Below are 24,298 nucleotides of genomic sequence, written 5' to 3' on the forward strand. Positions count from 1 at the left end.
GACTACCTGGCCAGTACCTCGTATCTGACGTGCATGACCCCGGCGTTGATGCTGCCGATCGCGGAGAAGGCCGCCCTCGACAGGTCGAGGCAGCGTCCGCCGATGTAGGGACCCCGGTCGTTGATCCTGACCGTAACCGACTCGCCGTTGGCGGGGTTGGTCACCCGGACCCTGCTGCCCATGGGGAGGGTCTTGTGCGCCGCGGTCATCGCGTTCGGGTTGAACCGCTCACCGCTGGCGGTCATCTGCCCTTCCGCGTAGTAGGACGCGCCACAGGTCCCGCTTGAGATCACGCGCGGCTTGGGTTTCGCGGCCTTCCGCGTCTTCTCGGGCTTCGGGGTGTCACTGGCCTCGGGGACGGCGGTGGGGGAGGGGGTGGCCGTTCCCTGGGTGGGGGACCCGGGGGAGGGCGAGCCCTGCGGGATGGTCGCTGTGTCGGAGGGGGACGCAGCGGCCGTGCCGGAGGGCGACACCGGAAGGGGAGCCGGAAGAGAACCGGTGGGGGAGGGAGGGGCGGGGGAGGGGACGGCACCGCCGGGAGCGGCTCCAGGGGGCTGGGTTCCAGGAAGCGGGGTGTCCTGGGGCTGAGGGGCGTTGGTGCTCTGCCGGGCTCCGGTGAGGGCGACGGTCGTCGCCAGGTGGGCGTCGTCGTTGGAGATCGCCCATGCGGTCGCGGAGATCACGGCGACCACGGTGGCGCCCGCCGCCAGGGCGATGATCCGCCGCTTTCTCGGGGAGGGGCTCTTCGGGGGAGTGGGGGAGGGGGTGTGGGTGTGCAGGCCCAAGGTGAACCACGGTCCAAGATAGGGGGCAGGACAGGGACCGTACGGAGCGGAGGGGGCGGGGGGTGCGCACCGGCCGGTCCCGTCGGCGGGGTGCGGGGGTGCTTCCCGCCGTGACGTGGGCCGACCATATGCGACAAAGAGCGGGCAAAGCCACGTTAATGGGACATAAAGTGATTTATGTCACTTTCATGTCTAAATGATGATGAAAGTGATGAAGATCGTTGTTTTTGGTGGCGTGGAGTGGGCGGGGGTGTGGAGTCGTGACCCCCGGTGGATGCGGGGATTCGTGGCCATGTGAATGACCTTCCTGGCTCCGGGAAAGGGCGATTTGATCACCGGTCGTCCCTGGTCAGGGGCGTGCGGGGCCGTACGGGAAGCATGGGCTTGGAAATCACGGAAAACTCCGCTGTTTCATCGGTCCCATGGGTAACAAAGGCTTTCCGGTGTCACAGGAATCTCCGCCGCCCCGGATTCGGCGAGGTGACCCGGCTGGCGAACGCCATACCGATCAAGGCTTCACAGGTTGAAAGACGGAAAACGGCACCGGAAACGATGAGCGGAATCGGAAGCTGAGATGAGCCGCGTTCGCCGGGCGCGAGGCGTGACGGTGCCGACAGGGCATCCGGCGGCTGGATCCCTCGATCATCGGAACGCTTGGGACCTGCTGGAGCGCACCTCAGGACATCTCAGACACACAGGAGCAGGTTCAGAGCATGAGGGTGCGTACGGTCTCCACCGTGTCGGCCTGGGCGGCGCCCTTGTCAGGGCGGTAGCGCAGGACACGGGCGAAGCGCAGCGCCATGCCCCCGGGGTAGCGGGTGGACCGCTGGACGCCGTCGAAGGCGATCTCGACCACCAGTTCGGGACGGACCGGGACCACCCAGGCGTCCGACGGGCCGTCGGCGAGGGCGAGGAGACGTTCGGTCTGCCAGGCGAGCAGTTCGTCGGTCAGCCCCTTGAAGGTCTTGCCGAGCATGACGAACCCGCCCGTCAGAGGGTCGAGGGCCCCCAGGTGCAGGTTGGAGAGGCGGCCCTCGCGGCGGCCGTGCCCCCACTCAGCGGCCAGGACGACCAGGTCGAGCGTGTGCCGGGGCTTCACCTTGACCCAGCCCGCCCCACGCCTGCCCGCCGCGTACGGCGCCAGCAGGGACTTGACCACCACTCCCTCGTGGCCGCCCCTGATCACGTCCCGGTAGAACTCCTCGGCGCTCTCGACGTTCTCGGTGACCAGGCGGGGGGTCACCAGCTCCGCGGGGACGGCCTCGGCCAGGGCCGCGTGCCTGATTTGACCCGGCTGGTCGAGCAGGTCGGCGCCGTCGACCCGTAGCGCGTCGAAGAAGAACACGCTCAACGGGGTCTTGCCGCGCACCGTGGCGACGTCGGTGCGGCTGGAGACACGGCCCGAGGTGATCTGGAAGGGCTCGGGGCGGCCGTCGGGGCGCAGCGCGATGACCTCGCCGTCCAGCACCAGATCCTGGGAGGGCAGGGCGCCGACCGCCTCGGCGACCTCGGGAACCTGGGCGGTGATGTCGTCGAGCGTCCTGGTGAAGACGGAGACCGTGTCGCCGGAACGATGGGCCTGGATCCGCACGCCGTCCAGTTTCCACTCGACGGCGGCGAGACCGCCGATCTTGCCGAGGGCGACGGCCACCGAGGCCGCGCTCTGCGCCAGCATCGGCGAGACCGGGCGGCCGACCTCAAGGCGGAAGGCGCGCAGCGCCTCGACCCCACCACCGAGGGCGGCGGCGCCGACGGCGGGCAGCCAGCCGCGCAGCGTCAGCGCCCGCCTGACCTCCGTGGCCGGGACCTCGGCCGCCTTCGCGATCGCCTCGATCATCACACCGTCGAGCGCGCCCTGCCGCAGCTCACCGCGGAGCAGCCGCGACAGGAAGGCCTGCTCCTGGCGGGTGAGCGCCCCGAACAGCTCGGTGACCAGGGTCTTGCGCGCCGCCTGGGAGCCGGGACCCGCCTGGGCCTTGATGCGGTCGAGAAAGTCGTCCACCTGACGCAGGGTCGCGGTCGCCGCCAGACGCGGCTCGGGCGGATCCTGCAGGCTCGCCCAGCCGACGCCGACGTTGCGCTGGGGCAGCTCTCCCGAGAGGTAGGAGATGGCGATCTCCGCCTCGCCGGGATCGACCCTGCCGAGGAGCTCCGCCAGATGACGGATCTTCACCAGCCGGGCGGGGTCGGCGGTCACCGCCGCGGAGGTGCGGACAAGGTCGATCAGCAGCACGGGCTCAGCCTATGAGCAGCCGGTGACATTTCGCCGAGGCGGGTCCGCCCTTTTCCGCGTGACCCGGCCTCCGGAGCCCGTTCCGAAGTGGCCTACGCCCGAAAAACAAGCCTTGGTCCCGCGAGGAAGCCCCTGGCCCTCCGAAGCCGAAGCCGAGGAAACGGCCAATCCTGAGCCGTGGAAAGCGGCCCGACCCCGAAGCCTTGCTCCAGAGTGATCCACTCCCGACGTGGCCCGAACCACGAAACGCAGCCCAACCCCGAGCCTTCGTTTGGAGCGATCCGCTCCCGCCGAAGAGGCGATCGGCCCCCGAGCCTGCTCCCGACGAGGCCCGAACCGAGAAAAGCGCCCACCCGGAAGCCTGATCCGAAGCGATTCGCCCCTGGCGGAGAGCGGCTGGCCCTTGAGTCTGCTCCGACACGGCTCAATCCGAGAAGAAGCGACTCGCCCCGCGACCACAGGCGACCCGCCCCCGAGAACCACGAACGGGCCGCCCCCGTAAGGAAGGACGGCCCGTCCGTGGGTTCGTGTGGGTGTCAGCTGACGCCGAGCAGGTCCACGACGAAGATGAGCGTCTCGCCCGGCTTGATGCGGGCGCCCGCGCCGCGGTTGCCGTAGCCGAGGTGCGGCGGGATGGTGAGGCGGCGGCGACCGCCGACCTTCATGCCCGCGACGCCCTGGTCCCATCCGGCGATGACCCGGCCGCCGCCGAGCGGGAACTGGAAGGCTTCGCCACGGTTCCAGGAGGCGTCGAACTCCTCGCCGGTGGAGAAGGCGACGCCGACGTAGTGCACGCTGACCTGGTGGCCCGGCTTGGCCTCAGGACCGTCTCCTTCGACGATGTCGACGATCTGCAGTTCCGCGGGCGGCTCGCCCTCCGGGAAGTCGATCTCAGGCTTCTCCAGTGCCACGTTGGTCTCCTTGGTTGGGTGCACGTCGGGTTGAGGGGCGCCGGCCGCTTTCCGGTCGGCCGAACGACTCTACGGGGTTCGGCCGACACATGAGATGCGGGGGGACGCGCGTCCCGTGACCTGTCGCCGTGACCTCGGCGGGAGGTGCCACGACGGCCAACGGTGTGCCGAGCGCGCCGCGATCGGCGTGGGGGCAGGCGCTCCGGACCGTCCGTTCAGGCCGCTGACGCATAATGCCGGATAATGCCGAGCAGGCCGGGAGACCGGCGCGGACCCGCGACCTCGCGCGCCGGACTCGCCACCCGAGGGCATTACGCCATGGTGTCGAGGATGCGGGGGAAACAGATGAGAAGACCCACCCTGGAGGCGGTCGCCGCCCGTGCCGGGGTGTCCCGTTCGACCGTCTCCCGTGTGGTCAACGGCCAGCCGACCGTCACCCCCGACATCCGTGACGTGGTGATGCGGGCGGTCGACGAGCTGGGGTACGTCCCGAACGGCGCTGCCAGGAACCTCGTCACCCAGCGGACCAACTCCGTCGCGCTGGTCGTCTCCGAGCAGCCGGACCGGGCCTTCTCCGACGACCCGATGTTCTCCACGATCATCCGCGCCGCGAGCCTGGAGCTTGAGGCCGTGGGCAAGCAGGTCGTGCTGCTGCCCGCCGGATCGCAGGAGAGCCAGGCCAGGGTGGAGAAGTACGTCGCGGGCGGCCACGTGGACGGGGTCATGCTCGTGTCCGGTCACGGGTCCGACCCGCTGCCCGGCGCGCTCACCCGCCTGCGCGTCCCCGTCGTCTCGTACGGCAGGCCCGCCGCGTCGGTGGCCGTGCCGTACGTGGACGGGGACAACGTGGGCGGCGCGAAGCTGGCGGTCGGGCACCTGCTCGAACGGGGCAGGCGGCGGATCGCGACCATCGCGGGGCCACTGGACATGACCGCGGGTCAGGACCGGCTCACCGGGTACCGCGAGGTGCTGCGCGACTCCGACCGTCGTTCGATCATCGCGGTCGGCGACTTCAGCAGGGAGTCGGGCGCGGTCGCCATGCGCCAGTTGCTGGCCGACGACCCGCTCCTGGACGCGGTGTTCGCCGCCAACGACCTGATGGCCATCGGCGCGATGCGGGCCCTGCGTGAGGCGGGGCGGAGCGTCCCCGACGACGTCGCGGTCGTCGGCTACGACGACGTCGAGGCGGCCCGCTACACCGATCCGCCGCTGACGAGCGTCCACAGCCCGCACGCGGAGCAGGCGGCCGCCATGGTACGGCTGCTGCTCGGCCTGATCCAGGGGGACCCGGCCGAGCCGCTGGTCATGCCGACGAGGCTCGTCGTGAGGTCATCCTCGTAGTCAGGGGCGCGGCGCGGGGCCCTCGGGGTGGGGCAGGTCGGGGCTCGTCGATCCCGCGGCGGCGGGGTCGTACGGCCCGGCCGAGGGCGCGGGATCGACGATCACCGTGTCCGCGGGCCTCGGGCCGCCGTCGAGGACGGCGCGGGCGTGGTCGAGGTGGGAGGCGGCGACCAGCACGTCGTAGCGGCCCGCCACGATCGCGCTGCGTGAGGCGAAGTCCCTCTTGCCGCCGGTGAAGAAGTGGTTGATGAAGCCGAACGCCGCCCCCGTCACCGCGCCCCAGAGTGCCGCCCAGAGCACCAGGACCAGGAACGACATCGTGGTCGAGGTGAACACCCCGAGGAACATCCCCACGACGGCGCCGAAGATCGCGCCGCTTCCCGCCCCGGTGAGCGCGGCCCTGCCGTTGGTCACCCTGCCAGTGACGGTCTCCTCAAGACGGAGGTCGCTGCCGACGATCGTCACGTGCTCGACGGGGAACCCGGCGTCGGAGAGTCCGTCCACGGCCCGCTGGGCCGCGGGGTAGTTGTCGTAGCCGACGAGGACCCTGCGGTCGACGACGACGGGGGTGCCCGGGGTGGTCGTTAACTGCGCCATATCCGTTCGCCTTCCCTTGTGTGGTCGGGGATCCGGGCCGTCGGCTACCCCGTGGGAAGGGGGACATGCATTCGTCCTGGTCATGGCTTGCGCACCCCTGGTAGTCTGCGAGAAAGCTTCCAAGTGAAAACTTTTCCCACGAAAGTGGACATCGGGGGACAAAAGCCCCGATTCACTGTTAAGGTTCTTACGAGTGGCGCGGACGACGGGTGGGCAGGGATCGTCGGCGCCAGGTCCGCGAAGGAACCCGAAATGATCGCATTCATCATGATGATCGAGGCAGTGCTCGCCCTGGCGGGGCTGATGGCACTGTGCAGGCTCACTCGCTACCAGGGCAGGCGCATGCAGCTGGAGGACCGCGCAGAGCACGTGTTGCAGACGCGTTACCGCAGGTGACGCACTTTCGCGCCGGGGCGGGCAACGCCCCGGCGCGAAAGCGGCGCACAGTGAGCGCACGGTGACCGGGTCACCAGCTCTGGTGCAGGGGCATTCCCTCGGTGTAACCCGACGAACTCTGAACCCCCACCACCGCGCGCTCGTGGAACTCCTCCAAGGTGGAGGCCCCCGCGTAGGTGCACGAAGATCGCAACCCTGCCACGATCGCGTCGATCTGGTCCTCAACGCTCGGACTGGCCGGATCGAGATACATCCGGGAAGTGGAGATCCCTTCCTCGAACAGCGCCTTGCGGGCCCGCTCGAACGGAGAGTCCTCCGCGGTCCGCAGCTTCACGGCGCGGGCGGAGGCCATGCCGAAGTTCTCCTTGTACTTGCGTCCCTCCGCGTCGGTCCTGGCGTCGCCGGGAGACTCGTAGGTCCCCGCGAACCAGGAGCCGATCATCACGTTCGCCGCCCCCGCCGCCAGCGCCAGGGCCACGTCCCTGGGGTGCCTGACCCCGCCGTCCGCCCAGACGTGACGGCCGAGACGGCGGGCCTCGGCGGCGCATTCGAGCACGGCGGAGAACTGCGGGCGCCCGACCCCGGTCATCATCCGGGTCGTGCACATCGCCCCCGGTCCCACCCCGACCTTGAGGATGTCCGCCCCGGCCTCGACCAGGTCGCGCACCCCCTCCGTGGTGACGACGTTGCCCGCGGCGACCGGTACGCCGGGGCCGAGCGAGCGGACCGCCCGCAGGGCGCCGATCATCTTCTCCTGGTGGCCGTGGGCGGTGTCCACGACCAGGCAGTCGATCCCGGCCTCAAGCAACTCCTTGGCCTTGGCCGCCACGTCCCCGTTGACGCCGACCGCGGCGGCGACGCGCAGCCTGCCCGAGTCGTCGGTCGCGGGCCGGTACAGCGTCGCCCGCAGTGCGCCGGTCCTGGTCAGGATGCCGACCAGGCGGCCCTCGCCGTCCACGATCGGGGCGAGCCTGTGCCGTCCCTCGTGCAGGCGGTCGAAGGCCTCGCGCGGGTCGAGGCCCGCGGGCAGGGTGAGCAGGTGGTCCGACATCACCTGGGACAGCTGCGTGTACATGTCGGCACCGGCGCAGTCGCCCTCGGTGACCACGCCGACGGGACGGTTGTCCCAGTTGACGATGATGACCGCGCCGTGCGCCCGTTTGGGCAGCAGGCTGAGGGCCTTGCCGACGGTGTCGTGCGGGGTGAGGGTGAGCGGGGTGTCGTGCACCAGGTCGCGCTTCTTGACCCAGTCGACCACCTCGGCGACGACCTCGCTGGGAATGTCCTGGGGGATCACCGTGATCCCGCCGCGCCTGGCGACGGTCTCGGCCATCCTGCGTCCCGCGACGGCCGTCATGTTGGCCACCACGACCGGGATCGTCGTTCCCGTACCGTCCCGGGTGGACAGGTCGACGGCCAGCCGGGAGCCGACGGAGGAGCGTGACGGAACCATGAACACGTCGCTGTAGGTCAGCTCGTGGGCAGGAACCATCTCGTTGAGAAATCTCACGTTCTTCCATCCTGTTCCGGTGAATGATCCGGTGAATAGTCCGATGAATGGCTACGAATAGGCCTTCCCGCTTTTGAAGATCTCAAAGAGGAGCCAGCACTCTGGGAGAGCACTAGGATCCGGTTTGCGTGGAGTTCACGGGAAGGTCGTAGGGGAGGCGCTGTGATCGTTGTCGATCGGTCCGAATTGCTTGTCGTCGGCCATGCCGTACGGACCTCCAACGCGGAGGAGATGGAGCAGGGGCGGGGGCGGCTCGGCCCGCTGTGGGCGCGGGCGAGTGTCCCCGGCGCCTTCGCGCACGTGCCGGGACGGATCGACGAGAACCTCTACGCCGTGCTGACCGACTACGAGAGCGACCACCACGGCTCCTACACGCAGATCGTCGGGGTCGCCGTGCGCAGCGCGGCCGCGCTGCCCGAGGGCATGGTCGCGGTACGGGTGCCCGGTGTCCAGGCGCTGAAGGTCGAGGCGCGCGGACCCATGCCGGGGGCGATCGTCGAGGCCTGGCAGCAGGTGTGGAAGCACACCGAGTCGGGCGGCTCGCCCGCCCGCGCCTTCACCACCGACCTGGAGATCCACCACGCCGAGGGCGCCGACCTCTACGTCGCGGTCTTCCCCTCGCTGCGCCCGGCGGTCTAGGCGAGCACCCCCGCCTCGCGCAGTTTCGCCTGCTCCTGCGGGGACAGGCCCCAGGCTGACAGGTCCGTGAGCCGGGTGGCGGGGGAGAGGTCCTGGCCGGGGACACCGAGCAGGCGCGGCGCGGGAGCGGGCTGGTGGACGCCTCCGGCCTCGACGAAGGTGCCGCGTGCCACGTTGTGCGGGTGCCGGGCCGCCTCGGCCGTGTCGAGCACCGGGAAGACGCACGCGTCGGAGCCCTCGAACACCTCCTGCCACTGTGCCCGCGTCCTGGACCCGAACGCCTCGGTCAGTCTGCGCCGCAGCTCGGGCCAGTTCGCCCGGTCGTTCCGGTCCGGCAGGTCGGTCAGGCCCATCAGGGAGACCAGCTCCGCCCAGAACTGCGGTTCGAGCGCGCCGACCGCGACGAACCCGCCGTCCGCGGTCTCGTAGGTGTCGTACATGGGGGCCCCGGTGTCGAGCAGGTTGGTACCGCGCGGCCCCCACGAGCCGTCCTGGAGCAGGTGGTAGAACATCGCGAACAGCGTCGCGGCCCCGTCCACCATGGCGGCGTCGATCACCCGGCCCCGCCCAGTGCGCTCGCGTTCCAGGAGCGCGAGCAGCACGCCGTAGGCGAGCATGAGGCCCCCGCCCGCGAAGTCGCCGAGCAGGTTGACCGGCGGCAGGGGACGCTCGCCCTCGCGGCCCAGCGCGGAGAGCACGCCGGAGGCCGCCAGATAGTCGATGTCGTGCCCGGCGGTCCGCGCCAGCGGCCCCTCCTGGCCCCAGCCGGTCAGCCGCCCGTAGACGAGACGCGGGTTGACCGCGTGCAGGTCGTCGGGGCCGATGCCGAGCCGTTCGGCGACGCCGGGCCGGTAGATCTCGATGACCACGTCCGCGTTCTCGGCCAGCCGTTTGAAGGCGGCCACGCCCTCGGGGGACTTCAGGTCGAGCCCGACCGTCCGCTTGCCCCGGTCCATGACCTGGTGCCGTGGGGTGTCTCCCTCGGCGGTGACGACGGCGACGCGCTCGATCCGCAGCACCTGGGCGCCGTGGTCGGCCAGCATCATCCCGGCGAACGGCCCCGGCGCCAGGCCCGCAAGCTCCAGCACGCGCACTCCGGCCAGCGGCCCACTCCTGGTCAAGATCCCCCCAGACTCACTCCACGAACGACGGGGACCCGGCGGACGATCCCTTGGTAAGGTCGCGGGGTCTCCTTCCGGCAAGTAGAACAACGTTCGGCTTTCCGTGGCAAGACATCTCTCGGCGACCCACGGGGTGCCCGAGTGATATGGGAAACTTGCGCCCTATCTGGATGGGACTAGGGGTCGTGCGATGACATATCCGCACAGTGAACGGGTGGTCGCTGGGCGCTATCGGCTGTTGCGAGAGCTCGGCCGCGGGGGCATGGGGGTGGTGTGGGAGGGGCACGACATCCTTCTCGACCGTCCGGTCGCGGTCAAGGAGGTCCTCCTCCCGCCGAACCTCGCCCCCGCGGAGCACGAACGCCAGCTCGCCCGCACCTCCCGCGAGGCCAGGACCGCGGCCAGGCTCAACCACCGCAACATCGTGGCGGTCTACGACGTGGCCGAGCAGGACGGGCGTCCCTGGATCGTGATGGAACTCGTCCGAGCACGGGGGCTCGACGAGGTGGGCATCCTGCCGGTCAGGCAGGTCGCCGAGATCGGCCGCCAGGTGCTGTCGGCCCTCAGGGCGGCCCACGAGGCGGGCATCCTGCACCGCGACGTCAAGCCGAGCAACATCCTGCTGGACGCCGAGGGCAGGGCCGTGCTCACCGACTTCGGGATCGCGACTGTCGAGGGCGACACCTCCCTCACCCAGACCGGCATGGTGACCGGTTCGCCCAGCTTCCTGCCGCCGGAACGCGCGACCAACGGCGACACCGGGCCCTGGTCGGACCTGTGGGCGCTGGGCGCGACCCTCTACGCGGCGCTGCTCGGTCACGGCCCCTTCGAACGCCGTGACGCCATCGCCACCCTCGGCGCGCTCCTCACCGAGGAGCCCGACCTCGGCAGGGTGCCTCCCGCGATGCGCGAGGTGCTCACCGGGCTGCTCCAGCGCGACCCGGCGCGCAGGCTGAACCCCGCGCAGGCCGACATGCTGCTGGCTGCGGCGGCCGACGACCCCTCGGGGACCGCGCCGCGCCCCATGGGACAGTCCGCGACCGCCACGATGCCCGCCAGGCGGCGGCGCAGACGGCAGGCCGGCATGGGCGGCGGCAAGGTCGCGCTGATCGCCGCCGCGGTGGTCCTCGTCATCGGTGGCGGCGCTGCGGCGGTGGCGATGACGGGTTCGGACACCGTCGTGGTCTCTCAGGTCAAGCCGCCCCCCGAGCCGATCGACTCCGCCATCCCCTCACCCGTCGCCGAGGCGAGCACCGAGACGGCCACACCGTCCGCGACCCCCACCCCGACCCCCACGAAGACCAGGACCGCCGCCCCGTCCTCCCGGCTGCGCACCTGGCGGGCCAGGTCCCCGGAGAACTGGTCCATCGGCTACCCGGCGAGCTGGAAGGGCGACTACGCCGCGGAGACCGGCTACACGCAGTGGCTGCGTCCCGACGGCAAGGCCCACATGGCGGTCGAGGTGCTCCCCGGACCGCTGGGCAGCCTGGAGACGGTCCAGCGGACCGTCAAGGAGAACACGGCGCAGTGGAGCGACATCGGCTCAGACCGCACCACGCGCGTCCCCCTGGCGTACGGCGCCGGCCTGCAGTGGGAGTTCACCTGGAAGGCCAGGGACGTCGGCGGTGTGCCGTGGGCGACCCCGGGGACGACCTATCACGAGATCAGCCGGTTCGTCGCGGTCGGCGACACGGTCATGGTGCTGAGCTGGACCACCGCGGCCTCCGAGTGGAAGGAAGGAATCGGCCTGATGAACCAGGTCATGGGCAGTTTTCACCCTCGCGGAGGTGAGTGACGACGGAGTCGGCGGTGGCCGGAGATACGCCGGTGACGGAACCCCCGTAGAGTTTCCACGCGTTTAACGTGTCCCGCATGGCTCCCGGGACATCAGAGATATAACGTGCTAGAGGCGATCTTTACTGTGGGAGCCCTGGGGGTGAGGACCTGTGGAACAGATGACACAGATGTCGGCACATCGCCGTGCCGTTGAGCAGATCAGGGACTCCTACGCCGCGATTCCCGGCGGCTCCGCGCCGCGTCTGGCGAAGGCGACCACCAACCTGTTCCGCTTCAGGGAGGGCTCCCAGGCGGCGCGCCTGTCGGCCCGCGACCTCGACCGGGTCATCGAGGTCGATCCGGTGACGATGACCGCCGAGGTCCAGGGCATGACGACCTACGAGAACCTCGTGGACGCCACGCTCGCGCACGGGCTCATGCCGTACGTCGTGCCGCAGCTGAAGACGATCACGCTGGGTGGCGCGGTGACCGGGCTCGGCATCGAGTCGACCAGCTTCCGCGACGGGCTGCCGCACGAGTCGGTCGAGGAGCTGGAGATCCTCACGGGTGACGGCCGCGTCGTCGTCGCGCGTGACGACAACGAGCACCGTGACCTGTTCCGGGCCTTCCCTAACTCCTACGGCACGCTGGGCTACGCGCTGCGGATCCGGATCAAGCTCAAGCGTGTCCAGCCGTACGTCCGGCTGACCCACATCCCCTTCACCGACGCCGACAAGTGCATGATCGCCATGAAGGAGATCTGCGAGCGCGGCGAGCACGACGGCGAGCCCGTCGACTTCGTGGACGGCACCTTCTTCGGCCCCGGCGAGCTGTACGTCACGGTCGGGCGCTTGGCGGAGAAGGCGCCTTACCTGTCTGACTACACGGGCATGCGCATCTACTACCGGTCGATCCAGACCAGGACCCGTGACTGGCTGACCGTCCGCGACTACCTGTGGCGCTGGGACACCGACTGGTTCTGGTGCTCGCGGGCCTTCGGCGTGCAGGAGCCGCTGGTGCGCTCGCTGATGCCGCGCAAGTGGATGCGCTCCGACGTCTACCGCAGGCTCGTCGGCCTCGACCGTAAGTACGGTGTGATCGCCAGGGTCGACCGCTGGCGTGGCCGTCCGCTGCAGGAGTCGGTCATCCAGGACATCGAGGTGCCCGTCGAGCGCGGCGCCGAGTTCCTCGACTTCTTCCACGACAAGGTCGGCATGGAGCCGGTGTGGATGTGCCCCCTGAGGTCGACGGGACAGTGGCCGCTCTACCCGCTTGAGCCGGGGCGGTTGTATGTCAACTTCGGCTTCTGGGGTACGGTGCCGTTGCCCAGAGGGCAGTTCGACGGCTACTACAACCGTCTCATCGAACGCAGGGTGCACGAGCTGGAGGGGCACAAGTCGCTGTACTCGACGTCGTTCTACTCGGAGGACGAGTTCTGGCAGTTCTATAACGGAACGGCCTACTGGCCAGTAAAGCGGGCATACGACGCGGGTGGCCGGTTGCTCGACCTCTACGACAAGTGTGTGCGGGGGCGTTAGGAGGTTGAATCTGTGAAGCTCGCAGAGATCTTCGAGATGGTCGTCGGCTCGGAGGCGGGGATCCGTTTCAAGGCGTACGACGGCAGCAAGGCGGGCCCGGACAGCGCGGACATCGGCATCGAGGTCAAGTCTCCGATCGCTGTGGCCTATCTAGCCCAGGCTCCGGGTGAGCTGGGTCTGGCCAGGGCGTATGTCTCGGGGCACATTGACGTCGAGGGAGACATGTACTCCCTGCTGGCGCGGATGTGGTCACTCACCATCAACGACATCAGCACGGCGCAGAAGATCGCGGCGGTCCGCGCGCTCGGTCTCAAGCCGCTGATGATGAGGGTGCAGCCTCCTCCCCAGGAGGTACGGCGCAGCATGCTCGCGAAGATGGGAAGCAGGCACGCCAAGCAGCGTGACGCCGAGGCGATCCACCATCACTACGACGTGTCCAACAAGTTCTACTCCTGGGTGCTGGGTCCCTCCATGGCCTACACCTGCGCGGTCTACCCGACCGAGGAGTCCTCACTTGAGGAGGCGCAGTACGCCAAGTTCGACCTGGTGGCCAGGAAGCTCGGCCTGAAGCCGGGGATGCGGCTGCTGGACGTGGGCTGCGGCTGGGGCGGCATGGTCATGCACGCGGCCCGCGAGTATGGCGTGAAGGCGCTGGGGGTCACCCTCTCGCGCCAGCAGGCCGAGTGGGCGCAGAAGGCCATCGCCGAGGCGGGGCTCGGTGAGCTGGCCGAGGTCCGTCACATGGACTACCGCGACGTCAAGGAGAGCGGCTTCGACGCCGTGAGCTCGATCGGCCTGACCGAGCACATCGGCAAGGACCAGCTGCCGTTCTACTTCAAGTTCCTCTACGACAGGCTGGTGCCGGGCGGGCGCATCCTCAACCACTGCATCACCAGGCCGACCGGCGTGGAGAAGACCATCAACGCGGGCGGCTTCATCAACCGCTACGTCTTCCCCGACGGCGAGCTTGAGTCGGTCGGCCACCTGGTCCGCCAGATGGAGGACACCGGCTTCGAGATCCGCCACGAGGAGAACCTGCGCGAGCACTACGCGCAGACCCTGCGTCACTGGTGCGCCAACCTCGACGACCACTGGGATGAGGCGGTCGAGGAGGTCGGGCAGGGGACGGCCAGGGTGTGGCGGCTCTACATGGCCGGGTGCGTGGTCGGCTTCGAGCGCAACAAGGTCCAGCTCCACCAGGTTCTGGGCGTGAAGCTCGACGACAGGGGAGAGGCCCGGATGCCGCTGCGTCCCTCCCTCGACTGGCCCTGACCGGAGTTCTCACCAGGGGCCGCGGCCCGCATCTCGACGGATGCGGGCCGCGGCCTTCCGGTTTTGGGACGGCCCCCGCGGAGGTATGCAGGGGTGGTGAGAAGATCGGGTCGCCTACCTCAGCTCACGCTTGAGGATCTTGCCGGTGGCGGTCATCGGGAGGGCGTCCCGGAACTCCACGAACCGCGGATACTTGTAGGCCGCCATGTTCTCCTTGGCCCAGGCGGCCAGCTCCTCCTCGGTGAGCGTCGCTCCCTGGACGCGGATGACGTAGGCCTTGACCTCCTCGCCGTGCGAGTCGTGGGGAACCCCGACCACCGCGGCCAGCGAGACGGCGGGGTGGGTCATCAGGACCTCCTCGACCTCACGTGGGTAGACGTTGAAGCCACCCCGGATGATCATGTCCTTGGCCCGGTCGATGATCGAGTAGTAGCCGTCACTGTCGCGCACGGCGATGTCGCCGGTACGGAACCAGCCGTCGTTCATGACCTCCGCGGTGGCCTCGGGGCGGTTGTAGTAGCCCTTCATCACGTTGTGGCCGCGGATGGCGATCTCCCCGGGGCCGTCGCCCTCGACCGTCTTCCAGTCGCCGTCGATCAGCCTCATCTCCACGCCCCAGACCGGGGTGCCGATCGTGCCGGGCTTGGTCGGCCTGCCGAGCTGGTTGAAGCTGGCCACCGGCGAGGTCTCCGACAGGCCGTAGCCCTCCAGGATGCCGATGCCGAAGGTGGCCTCGAAGTCCCTGAGCACCTCCCCGGGCAGCGAGGCGCCGCCGGAGACCGCGACCTTCAGCGAGGTGGGGACCTCGTCACCGCCCTCGTGGACCCTGGTCAGCATGGCCCAGTACATCGTCGGCACACCCGCGAACAGCGTGACGTTCTCCGCGCGCATCAGTTCGAGCGCGGGGCCCGGCTCGAAGCGCGGCATGAGCACGACGGTCGCCCGGCGCCGGAAGCCCAGGTTCAGCACCGTGGTCTGGCCGAAGGAGTGGAACAGCGGCAGCGCGGCCAGGAAGGCGTCGCCCTCCTCGGCGCGCGGGAACATCTCGTCGGAGACCATGGCGTTGAGCAGCATGTTCTGGTGGCTCAGCTCCGCGCCCTTCGGCTGGCCCGTGGTCCCGCTGGTGTAGAGGATCACCGCGGTGTCGTCCGGCGCGGTCTGCACGGTCTGGAACTGGCCGGGCACGCCGTCCAGCGCCGCCCACAGCGTCTCGCCGTGCTCGGACTCGGTGGCGAAGGCGGTCGCGGGCAGCACGAAGAAGTGCTCGGTCAGCTCGGAGTCGTCGAAGCCCGCCCTGCCCCGCTCGCCGAGCGGCAGCTCCGGGGTGCCCTCGAAACAGAAGAAGGCCTTGGCCTCGGCGTCCCGCAGGTGGTAGGCGATCTCCCTGGGCTGCAGCAGCACGTTGAGCGGCACGACCGTGGCGCCCGTCTTGAGGATGCCGTAGTACACGAAGGGGAAGTAGGGCAGGTTCGGGCAGGCCAGCGCGACCCGGTCCCCCTTGCCGACGCCCCTGGAGACCAGCAGGTTGGCGACCTGGTTGGCGATGGTGTCGACCAGCGAGTACGGCAGCCGCAGCTCGCCGAAGACGATCGCGGTGCGGTCGGGCTGCTGACGGGCGCTGTCCTCCAGGACGATCGACAGATTGAGCATGGGCGTCCTCCTCCAGGGCGGGCTCTGTCCCGTGCCATCTTTTCAGGGCGGAGATACCTACCGGTAGGTAACAATGGTTACGAATTGACGCGTAAAGCACCCCACGGTAAGCAGATGTGAGCCCGCTTACCGGGGGGAAGGGGCCGTCCGTTCGTGCGACGAGGGGCAGTGGGCAATGGAGTACGACTATGTGATCGTGGGGGCGGGATCCGCGGGGTGCGTGCTGGCGAACCGGCTGTCCGCCGACCCGGCGACGACGGTGGCCCTGATCGAGGCGGGTGGCCCCGCCGACAAACTTGAGGTCCGGATGCCCGCCGGGTTCGCCAAGCTCTTCAAGACCGCCCTCGACTGGGACTTCACCACCGTCGAGCAGCCCGGTCTGTCGGGCAGGCGGCTCTACTGGCCACGAGGCCGGATGCTCGGCGGCTCCTCCTCGATGAACGCCCAGATGTGGGTGCGCGGCCACCGGGCCGACTACGACGGCTGGGACGTGCCCGGCTGGTCCTACGAGGAGGTCCTGCCGTACTTCCAGCGCGCCGAGCGCCGCGTCGGCTCCAACCACGGCGGCGTGTACGGCACGGCCGGACCGATCAGCATCTCGGAGCTGCGCAGCCCCAACCGGCTGACCCCGGTCTTCCTGAAGGCCTGCGAGGAGGCAGGGCTCACCCGCCTCGACGAGCTGAACGGCCCCTCGAACGAGGGCTGCTCCCCGACCCCCGTCACCCAGGACAGGGGCCGCCGCTGCAGCTCCGCCGACGCCTACCTCAGACCGGCCTCAAGGAGGCCCAACCTCACCGTGCTCACCTCCCGGCACGTGCGCAGGGTGCTGGTCGAGGAGGGACGGGCGACGGGTGTCGAGTGCGCCTCCCCGGACGGCGACGGCGGCACGCTCGTGCGGGCGCGCAGGGAGGTCGTCCTGTCGGCCGGTGCGATCGGCTCGCCGCACCTGCTGATGCTGTCGGGCATCGGCGCCGCGGATGACCTGCTGGCCCAGGGGATCAAACCGCTCCTCGACCTTCCCCAGGTCGGCGCCAACCTCCAGGACCACCTGGCCTCCGGGGTCATCCTGCACTGCCCGGAGCCGGTCACCCTCGCCAGGGCCGAGTCGGTCGGCAACCTGTTGCGCTTCCTGGTCGGCAGGAGCGGCATGCTCACCTCGAACGTGGGCGAGGCGGTGGCCTTCATCAGAACCTCGCCGGAGGAACCCGCCCCCGACATCGAGTTGATCTTCGCCCCTGTGCCCTTCATCGACCACGGTCTCACCCGCCCGCCCGCGCACGGTCTGACCATCGCCTCCATCCTGCTGCGCCCGGAGAGCAGGGGACGGATCTTCCTCCAGGGGCGTGACGTGGCGATCGACCCCGGCTACCTCACCGCGGAGGCCGACCTCAGGCGGCAGGTCGCCGGGCTGCGGAAGGCCAAGGAGCTGTTCGCGACCTCGGCGCTCCTGCCGTTCGCCGGGGCGCCCATGGAGCCGTACCGGGGAGCCGAGACCGAGGAGGAGCTCGTCCACTGGATCCGCGAGCGCAGCGAGACCCTCTACCACCCGGTCGGGACCTGCCGCATGGGTGAGGACGCGGACGCGGTGGTCGATCCCGAGCTGCGGGTCCGCGGGGTCGCGGGGCTGCGGGTGGCCGACGCCTCGGTCATGCCGGTGATCAACCGGGGTCACACCCACGCCCCCACGGTCATGATCGCCGAGAAGGCCGCCGACCTGATCGCTGGGAGTTCCCTTCGCGGCGGTTCGTAGACGCCTGAGAGGTTCCCGTCCCCTCGGCCACGTGCGGCTTTGCGATCCACGGGGGATTCTGCGGGGAATCCCGGCCCACGGCACGGGACGGATGTTAGGTTCCGCCATGGGATCGAGGTCGTGACTCCCCGTGTGCGTACGTGCGGGATCCGTCATCGACACGTCAGGTCTTCACGGCCCCTGTACGGTCCCGGCCGCACCGTTCGAACGGAAAGTCACATGATGCGATTCCATGGGGAGCTGGGGTGACCGTCTCGCTGTCGGACATCGACCTCTCCGACCTCTCCTTCTGGGAGCGTCCGATGGTCGAGCGGGAGGAGGCCTTCGCGCTGCTGCGCGCCCAGCCCGCCCCGGTCAGGTTCACCGAGCCCGACATCAGCTTCGCCCTGCCGGGCACGGGCTACTACGCGCTGGTCAGGCACGCCGACATCGTCGAGGCCAGCCGTAACCCGGAGATCTTCTCCTCGGCGCGCAGGGCGACCGCCATCCACGACCTGACCCCCGAGTTCGGCGAGTACTTCGGGTCGATGATCAACATGGACGACCCCCGGCACGCCAGGCTCCGCCGGATCGTCTCCCGGGCCTTCACCCCCAGGATGATCGGCAACGTCGAGGCCGACGTGCGCGCGGAGGCCGCCAGGATCGTGGACGACCTGATCGCCAAGGGACCCGGCTGCGACTTCGTCACCGAGGTCGCGACCAGGCTTCCCCTGAAGATCATCTGCGACATGATGGGCATCGGCGCCGAGCACTACCAGACGGTCTTCGACGCCTCGAACGTCATCCTGTCCGGCAACGACCCCGAGTTCCTCGAAGATCTCAGCCGGACCGCCGAACGGCTCCTCAGCGCGGGCAAGTGCCTGCAGGACCTCGTCGTCTCCCTGGCGGCCGAGGGCGGCGGCCCGTTGATCACCGCCCTGACCGGCGCCGACATCGACGGTGAGAAACTCACCCTGCGTGAGCTGGGCTCGTTCTTCATCCTGCTGGTCGTGGCGGGCAACGAGACCACAAGGAACGCCATCTCCCACGGCCTGAAGTTGTTCACCGACCACCCGGAGCAGCGCGCGCTGCTCCTCGACGACCTCGAAGGCCGCCTGCCCGGCGCGATCGAGGAGATCATCCGCCTGGCCTCACCGGTCGCCTGGATGCGCCGCACCCTCACCCGCGACCACGAGATGAACGGCCACCTCTACCGCGAGGGCGACAAGGTGCTGCTCTACTACTGGGCGGCCAACCGCGACGAGGCCGTCTTCACCGACCCACTGCGCTTCGACATCCGGCGCTCCGGAGAGCCCCACGTGGCCTTCGGCGGCCCGGGACCGCACTTCTGCCTGGGCGCTCACCTGGCCCGCAGGGAGATCTCCGTGATGTTCCGCGAGCTGTTCACCCGGCTTCCGCACATCCGCTCCGTCGGCGAGCCCGTACGGCTGCGCTCCAGCTTCGTCAACGGCATCAAGCACCTGGAGTGCGACTTCTGAGCCCCTACGAGGACAGCGCCTTGATCGAGGTGAAGACGGTGTTGATGTCCGGCATCAGGTCCTTCTTGTTGTCGGGCACCGACATGTAGACGATCGAGGGAAGATCGGCGCCGGTGCTCACGGCCGCCACGACCACGGTGGTCTTCGTGTCGCCCGTGGTGATCTCGTAGGCGGCGAGCTGGCCGGGCAGGCCGTTGACGGTCAGGGTCTGCTGGGCGGTCTTGCGGGCGGTGTTGCCCTCGGGGAAGAACTTCTTGCGCGCCGCGGCGGCGACCGCGTTGGTCACCGGGGCGAGGTTCTCCGGCGAGGTGTACCTGTCCTTCAGCCGGGGCGAGAGCACCCCTGACATCAGCTGGGCGAACTGGGCCCTGCCGGCCGTGTCGGTGCCCGCGGCGACGTACTGCCGGGTGGTGAAGCCGTAGACCGTGGGCACGGTCCTGCGCTGGTCCTCCCGCCACTCCCCGCCGAGCCGCGCCACGCTGATCGCCGCCGCCTGGTCGGGCAGGGTGCCCGCGACCGGGGACGCCTTGCCGGGGAACCGTGGCAGACGGCCGATCGACTGGGACTTCGCCGGCTTCTTGGACGTGACGGAGGGCTTGGCGCTGGGGCTGGGGTCCGCCTCGTCGGTCGCGGCGAGCGGCCCGGCCATGAACGCCCACAGCAGTGCGCCGACCAGCGCGATCACCACGGAGCCGACCAGCGCGAAGACCCAGACCGGCCTGCCGTTCCCGTCGAGGTCGTCATCGTCGCCCATGGCCTGGTAGTTGTCGCCGAAGACCGTGTCCCACAGCTCCTGCTGGCGCTCGGGCGGAGGGGTCTTCGGGCCACTGATCTGACCGGCGGTGACGAACCGCCTGTTGGGGTCGGACGGATCCTGGCTCAGGTGATGACCAGCCTGCCCGTTCTGTCCGTGCTGGGCGGGTTGTCCGTGTTGCGGGTGCTGGCCGTATGGTACCGGCTGGCCGAAGGGCTGGTGGGCCTGCGGCGGGTGCGGGAGGTCGGCCGGAGGCCGCATCACGGGCGCGTCGCCGGGGGGAGCGGTGGTGGCGGGAGCCGTCAGGGGGCCACCCAGCGGATCGGCCAGCGGGCCGGTGAGCGGATCCGTGAGCGGGTCAACGCGTGGTCCGGTGAGCGGATCCGTGAGTGGGTCGATACGGGGGGCGGACTCGGGCGCGCTCGTCGCGGCCATGGCCCAGAGCGCGGGGTTGTTCGGCACGCCGAAGCTGCCCCGGGCGGCGTTCTCGTCGAGGGGCGCGCCGTCGCGGCCCGGCTCCTCCTGGGGAGAGCTCGACCACGTGTGCGACAGCGGATCCCGCGCCGTCGTCTCGGCCGCGGCGGGCGGCCACACGGGGTTGTCTCCCGGTACGGCGGACGGCCACGCGGTCGCCCCCGGCGCCGGGAATCCGAGGGGAGCCTCGGGGGCCGGGGTGGCCGGTGGCCACCCGGTGTTCTCCGTGGAGGCCGAGGGCCAGGCGGTGCCGTTCGCCGGGGCCGAGGGCGGCCACACGGCGTTGTCCTGCGGGGTCGCGGACGGCCAGGAGGGGTTCGCCGCGGCCGTGGGCGGCCATACGGCGTTGTCCTGGGGGGAGGCCGGAGGCCATCCGTTGTTCTCCGCCGTCGCGGGCGGCCACACCGGGCTGTCGGTCGGCGCCACCGGACCCCCGGGCAGGGGCTGCGGGTCCCGCCAGGGCTCGGTGCCGTTGGGCGCCGCCTGGCCACCGGTCTCTATGGGGCTCCCGTAGGGGCCGGGCGCGTCGGAGTCCGGCCTGAGGTTGTCCTTCGGCTGCGGGGTGAACGCGTCACTCCAGCTCGTCGTGGCGTTGGAGGCGGGACGCTCCAGGGGGTCGGCGGGAGCCGTACGGGATGGCTGGTCCCAGCCGCCGCCGACGGGAGGCTGGTTCCAGCCCGCGGCCGGGTCCGTGGGCTGGGCGGGGACACCCTGGCGGGGGGTCTGGATGTCGTCGGGGGAGGCGAGTGCCTGGTCCCAGCCGCCGCCGAGGGTTCCGGGGCCGTCGGAGACCTGGGAGGGCGTCGCCTGGCTCCAGCCGTACTCCAGCGGGTTCGCCCCCGCCTGCTCCCAGCCGGTCCCCGCGAGGGGCGCGCCCGGCTGGCCCTGGCGGTCGCCGGGCGCGGCTGGGGAGCCCGGCGCGTCCTGGGGGAGGGGGAGCCGTGGCGAGGTGCCGAAGGAGTCGTTCGCCCAGCCGGACGTCGTCTCCGCCGTCTCCGGCCATGCCGGAGGCAGGTGGGGCTGGCTGGACTGCTCCGGGGCCATGGCTTCCTTACCTTCCGCACGGGTGCCCGAATTATGAGTATTCGGCATGGTCTCACGGGAGGCAGGGGTGTTCGCAGGGAAACCGGAGAACGCCCCCCTGAACTGGAGTCCTGTGGGGTCGGTCGGTGGGTCCTGCATCGGCAGGCCGGCCTCCAAGGGATCCGGGCCCTGCCCCGGCTCGACTGAGTGTGCCACGGTGAGAAGAGTAAACTGACGGGACATGCGAGGTCACAACGGATGTGTCCCCATCAGGTCTCGGCCCGCTCCAGACACGTGATTTCTCTCATTGTGCTGGATCACCGGGCGGGCGTCCTCCGTTTACCGTGATCCAGTTTGTTTCCCCAGGCCACGAATAGGACTTGCGGACTGCGATAGTCTTGTCATATGCGTGCCGCGACCCTGCTGCTTACCAGGCCGCATCGGCCTTCTCGGCGTTAGACGCCCCGCCGGTGCGGCTGCCCTCCGCGTGAGCGGGGGGTTTTTCTATTGGTCCGGACATGTCAGATCAACGCAGCAGACGTATACCGAGGGAAGATTGACGTGAGCGAGCGAGCCGACATACAGAGCGACGAGCAGCACTACGACCCGCAGACACTGCAGGTCAAGTGGCAGCGGCGGTGGGAGGAACTGGACCCGTTCCACGCCTCCGACGACCCCGCCGACCCGCGCGAGCGTCGCTACGTGCTCGACATGTTCCCCTACCCCTCGGGCGACCTGCACATGGGGCACGCCGAGGCCTTCGCCATCGGCGACATCGTCTCGCGCTACCTGTTCCAGCGCGGCTACAACGTGCTGCACCCGATCGGCTGGGACTCCTTCGGCCTGCCCGCGGAGAACGCCGCCATCAAGCGCGACGCGCACCCGGCCGAGTGGACCTACGCCAACATCGAGACCCAGGCGGCCTCCTTCAAGCGCTACGCGGTCTCCTTCGACTGGTCGCGGCGCCTGCACACCAGCGACGTCGACTACTACCGGTGGACGCAGTGGCTGTTCGTCCGCTTCTTCGAGCGTGGGCTGGCCTACCGCAAGGGTGGCCTGGTCAACTGGTGCCCCAACGACCAGACCGTGCTGGCCAACGAGCAGGTCAAGGACGGTAAGTGCGAGCGCTGCGGTGCCGAGGTCGTCCGCAGGGAGCTGACCCAGTGGTACTTCAAGATCACTGACTACGCCGACCGGCTGCTGGACGACATGAAGCAGCTGGAGGGCCAGTGGCCGGAGCGCGTGCTGACCATGCAGCGTAACTGGATCGGCAGGTCAGAGGGCGCGGACGTCAACTTCGTGATCGAGGGCCGTGACGAGCCGGTCACGGTCTACACCACCCGGCCCGACACGCTGTACGGCGCGACCTTCTTCGTGGTCGCCCCGGACGCCCCGCTGGCCGAGGAGATCGTCTCCGACGAGCAGCGTGCGGCCTTCGAGGCCTACCGCGCCGAGGTCGCCAAGCTGTCCGACATCGACCGGCTGTCCACCGAGAAGGAGAAGACCGGCGTCTTCCTGGGCCGCTACGCGGTCAACCCGGTCAACGGCGAGCGCATGCCGGTCTGGGCGGCCGACTACGTGCTGTCCGACTACGGCCACGGCGCGATCATGGCGGTTCCCGCCCACGACCAGCGCGACCTCGACTTCGCCCGCGCCTTCGACCTGCCGGTCCGGGTCGTCGTCCACACCGGCCTGGCCGACCCGGGGGAGACCGGCGTCGCCACCGCGGGTGAGGGCACCCTGGTCAACTCCGGGCCGCTGGACGGCCTGTCCAAGGCCGAGGGCATCCGCAGGATCATCGAGGTGCTGGCCGAGCGCGGGACCGGCAGGGCGACGGTCAACTTCCGCCTGCGTGACTGGCTGCTGTCCCGGCAGCGGTTCTGGGGTTGCCCGATCCCGATCATCCACTGCGCCGACTGCGGCGAGGTCCCGGTCCCCGATGACCAGTTGCCCGTCACGCTGCCCGACCTGCGCGGTGAGGCCCTGGCTCCCAAGGGGGTCTCCCCGCTGGCCTCGGCCGAGGAGTGGGTCAACGTCTCCTGCCCCAAGTGTGGGGGAGCGGCCAGGCGTGACACCGACACGATGGACACCTTCGTCGACTCCTCGTGGTACTACCTGCGTTACGTGGACCCGACCTACGAGGGCGGTCCCTTCGACGTGGAGAAGGTCCGTAAGTGGGGGCCGATCGACCAGTACGTCGGTGGTGTCGAGCACGCGGTGCTGCACCTGCTGTACTCGCGGTTCTTCACCAAGGTCCTGCACGACATGGGCATGCTGGACTTCACCGAGCCCTTCGTCAGCCTGCTGAACCAGGGGCAGGTGATCAACCAGGGCAAGGCGATGTCGAAGTCGCTGGGCAACGGGGTCGACCTGGGCCAGCAGATCGACAGCTACGGCGTCGACGCGGTGCGGCTGACCGTGCTGTTCGCCGGTCCGCCGGAGGACGATATCGACTGGGCCGACGTCTCCCCGGCCGCGTCGCAGAAGTTCCTGTCCCGGGCCTTCCGCGTCATGGCCGAGGCGGGTGCGGCCTCCGCGCCCGGCGTCGACTTCTCCACCGGTGACCTGGAGCTGCGCAAGGTCGTCCACAGGACCGTCGACGAGGTCACCAGGCTGCTGGACTCGCACCGCTTCAACGTCGCGATCGCCAGGATGATGGAGCTGACGACCGCCGCCAGGAGGGCCATCGACTCCGGCCCTGGCGCCGCCGACCCCGCGGTGCGCGAGGCCGCGGAGACCCTGGCGGTCATGCTGTCCCTGGTCGCGCCGTACGCGGCGGAGGAGGGCTGGGAGCGGCTGGGACACCCCGCCTCCGTCGCCACCGCGGGGTGGCCGGTCGCGGACGCGGCGCTGCTGGTCCAGGAGACCGTCACCTGTGTCGTTCAGGTCGCGGGCAAGGTCCGTGACCGCCTGGAGGTCTCCCCGGAGATCTCCGAGGCCGACCTGGAGGCGCTGGCGCTGGCGTCGGAGAAGGTGAAGACCTTCCTGTCCGGTGCCCCCCGCAAGGTCATCGTCCGCGCCCCCAAGCTGGTCAACGTCGTCCCCTGACC

The 24,298-nt window shown here is 69.8% G+C and carries 17 protein-coding genes; 9 read left to right on the top strand and 8 right to left on the bottom strand.

Annotated features, from left to right (window positions below; all coding sequences use genetic code 11):
- Positions 1–2: 2 nt before the first annotated feature.
- From FHS44_RS41780 to FHS44_RS16395, 3 genes are all read right to left on the bottom strand, one after another.
- The gene (locus FHS44_RS41780) at positions 3–785 is read right to left on the bottom strand and encodes a septal ring lytic transglycosylase RlpA family protein (RefSeq protein WP_281401473.1); all 783 of its coding nucleotides are present in this window, start codon (positions 783–785) and stop codon (positions 3–5) included.
- A 706-nt stretch (positions 786–1,491) separates the two neighbouring features.
- Positions 1,492–3,018 (bottom strand): ATP-dependent DNA ligase, encoded by a 1,527-nt coding sequence (locus tag FHS44_RS16390; protein WP_184715515.1) that lies wholly within the window; start codon positions 3,016–3,018, stop codon positions 1,492–1,494.
- A 536-nt stretch (positions 3,019–3,554) separates the two neighbouring features.
- Positions 3,555–3,929, bottom strand: coding sequence for an FKBP-type peptidyl-prolyl cis-trans isomerase (locus FHS44_RS16395; protein WP_184715517.1), 375 nt, complete (start codon positions 3,927–3,929; stop codon positions 3,555–3,557).
- 345 nt (positions 3,930–4,274) lie between these two features.
- On the opposite strand from FHS44_RS16395, the gene FHS44_RS16400 reads away from it, so the two are divergent.
- Positions 4,275–5,270: a LacI family DNA-binding transcriptional regulator gene (locus FHS44_RS16400; RefSeq protein WP_184715519.1), complete on the top strand. Its 996-nt coding sequence runs from the start codon at positions 4,275–4,277 to the stop codon at positions 5,268–5,270.
- Here FHS44_RS16400 and FHS44_RS16405 read toward each other — a convergent pair whose 3' ends face one another.
- A complete protein-coding gene (locus tag FHS44_RS16405; protein ID WP_184715521.1) occupies positions 5,271–5,867 on the bottom strand; it encodes a YflT domain-containing protein in 597 nt (198 codons plus the stop codon).
- Positions 5,868–6,119: 252 nt separating this feature from the next.
- Here FHS44_RS16405 and FHS44_RS16410 point away from each other — a divergent pair, with 252 nt between their 5' ends.
- On the top strand, positions 6,120–6,263 hold the full coding sequence (locus tag FHS44_RS16410) for a hypothetical protein (RefSeq protein WP_184715523.1): 144 nt from the start codon (positions 6,120–6,122) through the stop codon (positions 6,261–6,263).
- A gap of 70 nt (positions 6,264–6,333) precedes the next feature.
- Here FHS44_RS16410 and FHS44_RS16415 read toward each other — a convergent pair whose 3' ends face one another.
- Positions 6,334–7,773, bottom strand: coding sequence for a GuaB1 family IMP dehydrogenase-related protein (locus FHS44_RS16415; RefSeq protein ID WP_184715525.1), 1,440 nt, complete (start codon positions 7,771–7,773; stop codon positions 6,334–6,336).
- 162 nt (positions 7,774–7,935) lie between these two features.
- Here FHS44_RS16415 and FHS44_RS16420 point away from each other — a divergent pair, with 162 nt between their 5' ends.
- Entirely contained in the window at positions 7,936–8,412 is a 477-nt protein-coding gene (locus tag FHS44_RS16420) for a GyrI-like domain-containing protein (protein WP_184715527.1), read from the top strand.
- Here the strand turns inward: FHS44_RS16420 and FHS44_RS16425 are convergent.
- Positions 8,409–9,533, bottom strand: a complete 1,125-nt coding sequence (locus tag FHS44_RS16425) for a CaiB/BaiF CoA transferase family protein (protein WP_221460909.1) — start codon at positions 9,531–9,533, stop codon at positions 8,409–8,411. The two genes, FHS44_RS16420 and FHS44_RS16425, sit on opposite strands and share 4 nt — an antisense overlap.
- A gap of 190 nt (positions 9,534–9,723) precedes the next feature.
- Here FHS44_RS16425 and FHS44_RS16430 point away from each other — a divergent pair, with 190 nt between their 5' ends.
- The 3 genes from FHS44_RS16430 (at position 9,724) to FHS44_RS16440 (ending at position 14,119) form a co-directional block, all read left to right on the top strand.
- Positions 9,724–11,328 carry a serine/threonine-protein kinase gene (locus FHS44_RS16430; RefSeq protein WP_184715529.1) on the top strand — a complete coding sequence of 535 codons (1,605 nt, stop codon included), beginning with the start codon at positions 9,724–9,726 and terminating at the stop codon, positions 11,326–11,328.
- Between the two features lie 160 nt (positions 11,329–11,488).
- Positions 11,489–12,847, top strand: a complete 1,359-nt coding sequence (locus FHS44_RS16435) for an FAD-binding oxidoreductase (RefSeq protein ID WP_184716567.1) — start codon at positions 11,489–11,491, stop codon at positions 12,845–12,847.
- Positions 12,848–12,859: 12 nt separating this feature from the next.
- Positions 12,860–14,119, top strand: coding sequence for an SAM-dependent methyltransferase (locus tag FHS44_RS16440; protein ID WP_184715531.1), 1,260 nt, complete (start codon positions 12,860–12,862; stop codon positions 14,117–14,119).
- Positions 14,120–14,233: 114 nt separating this feature from the next.
- Here the strand turns inward: FHS44_RS16440 and FHS44_RS16445 are convergent, their stop codons facing one another.
- Positions 14,234–15,769, bottom strand: a complete 1,536-nt coding sequence (locus tag FHS44_RS16445; protein ID WP_184715533.1) for a long-chain-fatty-acid--CoA ligase — start codon at positions 15,767–15,769, stop codon at positions 14,234–14,236.
- A 175-nt stretch (positions 15,770–15,944) separates the two neighbouring features.
- Here FHS44_RS16445 and FHS44_RS16450 point away from each other — a divergent pair, with 175 nt between their 5' ends.
- The gene (locus FHS44_RS16450; RefSeq protein WP_184715535.1) at positions 15,945–17,519 is read left to right on the top strand and encodes a GMC family oxidoreductase; all 1,575 of its coding nucleotides are present in this window, start codon (positions 15,945–15,947) and stop codon (positions 17,517–17,519) included.
- Between the two features lie 302 nt (positions 17,520–17,821).
- Positions 17,822–18,997 carry a cytochrome P450 gene (locus FHS44_RS16455; protein WP_184716569.1) on the top strand — a complete coding sequence of 392 codons (1,176 nt, stop codon included), beginning with the start codon at positions 17,822–17,824 and terminating at the stop codon, positions 18,995–18,997.
- 4 nt (positions 18,998–19,001) lie between these two features.
- Here FHS44_RS16455 and FHS44_RS16460 read toward each other — a convergent pair whose 3' ends face one another.
- The gene (locus FHS44_RS16460; protein ID WP_184715537.1) at positions 19,002–21,269 is read right to left on the bottom strand and encodes a hypothetical protein; all 2,268 of its coding nucleotides are present in this window, start codon (positions 21,267–21,269) and stop codon (positions 19,002–19,004) included.
- Between the two features lie 540 nt (positions 21,270–21,809).
- On the opposite strand from FHS44_RS16460, the gene leuS reads away from it, so the two are divergent.
- A complete protein-coding gene (leuS, locus tag FHS44_RS16465; RefSeq protein ID WP_184715539.1) occupies positions 21,810–24,296 on the top strand; it encodes a leucine--tRNA ligase in 2,487 nt (828 codons plus the stop codon).
- The last annotated feature ends 2 nt before the right edge of the window (positions 24,297–24,298 follow it).

This window comes from Streptosporangium saharense, assembly GCF_014203715.1.
Lineage (GTDB): Bacteria > Actinomycetota > Actinomycetes > Streptosporangiales > Streptosporangiaceae > Streptosporangium > Streptosporangium saharense.

Coding starts and splice junctions, on each gene's coding strand:
- FHS44_RS16400 (WP_184715519.1), top strand. CDS start 4,275: ATGAGAAGACCCACCCTGGAGGCGGTCGCCGCCCGTGCCGGGGTGTCC.
- FHS44_RS16405 (WP_184715521.1), bottom strand. CDS start 5,867: ATGGCGCAGTTAACGACCACCCCGGGCACCCCCGTCGTCGTCGACCGC.
- FHS44_RS16410 (WP_184715523.1), top strand. CDS start 6,120: ATGATCGCATTCATCATGATGATCGAGGCAGTGCTCGCCCTGGCGGGG.
- FHS44_RS16430 (WP_184715529.1), top strand. CDS start 9,724: ATGACATATCCGCACAGTGAACGGGTGGTCGCTGGGCGCTATCGGCTG.
- FHS44_RS16435 (WP_184716567.1), top strand. CDS start 11,489: ATGACACAGATGTCGGCACATCGCCGTGCCGTTGAGCAGATCAGGGAC.
- FHS44_RS16445 (WP_184715533.1), bottom strand. CDS start 15,769: ATGCTCAATCTGTCGATCGTCCTGGAGGACAGCGCCCGTCAGCAGCCC.
- FHS44_RS16450 (WP_184715535.1), top strand. CDS start 15,945: ATGGAGTACGACTATGTGATCGTGGGGGCGGGATCCGCGGGGTGCGTG.
- FHS44_RS16455 (WP_184716569.1), top strand. CDS start 17,822: ATGGTCGAGCGGGAGGAGGCCTTCGCGCTGCTGCGCGCCCAGCCCGCC.
- FHS44_RS16460 (WP_184715537.1), bottom strand. CDS start 21,269: ATGGCCCCGGAGCAGTCCAGCCAGCCCCACCTGCCTCCGGCATGGCCG.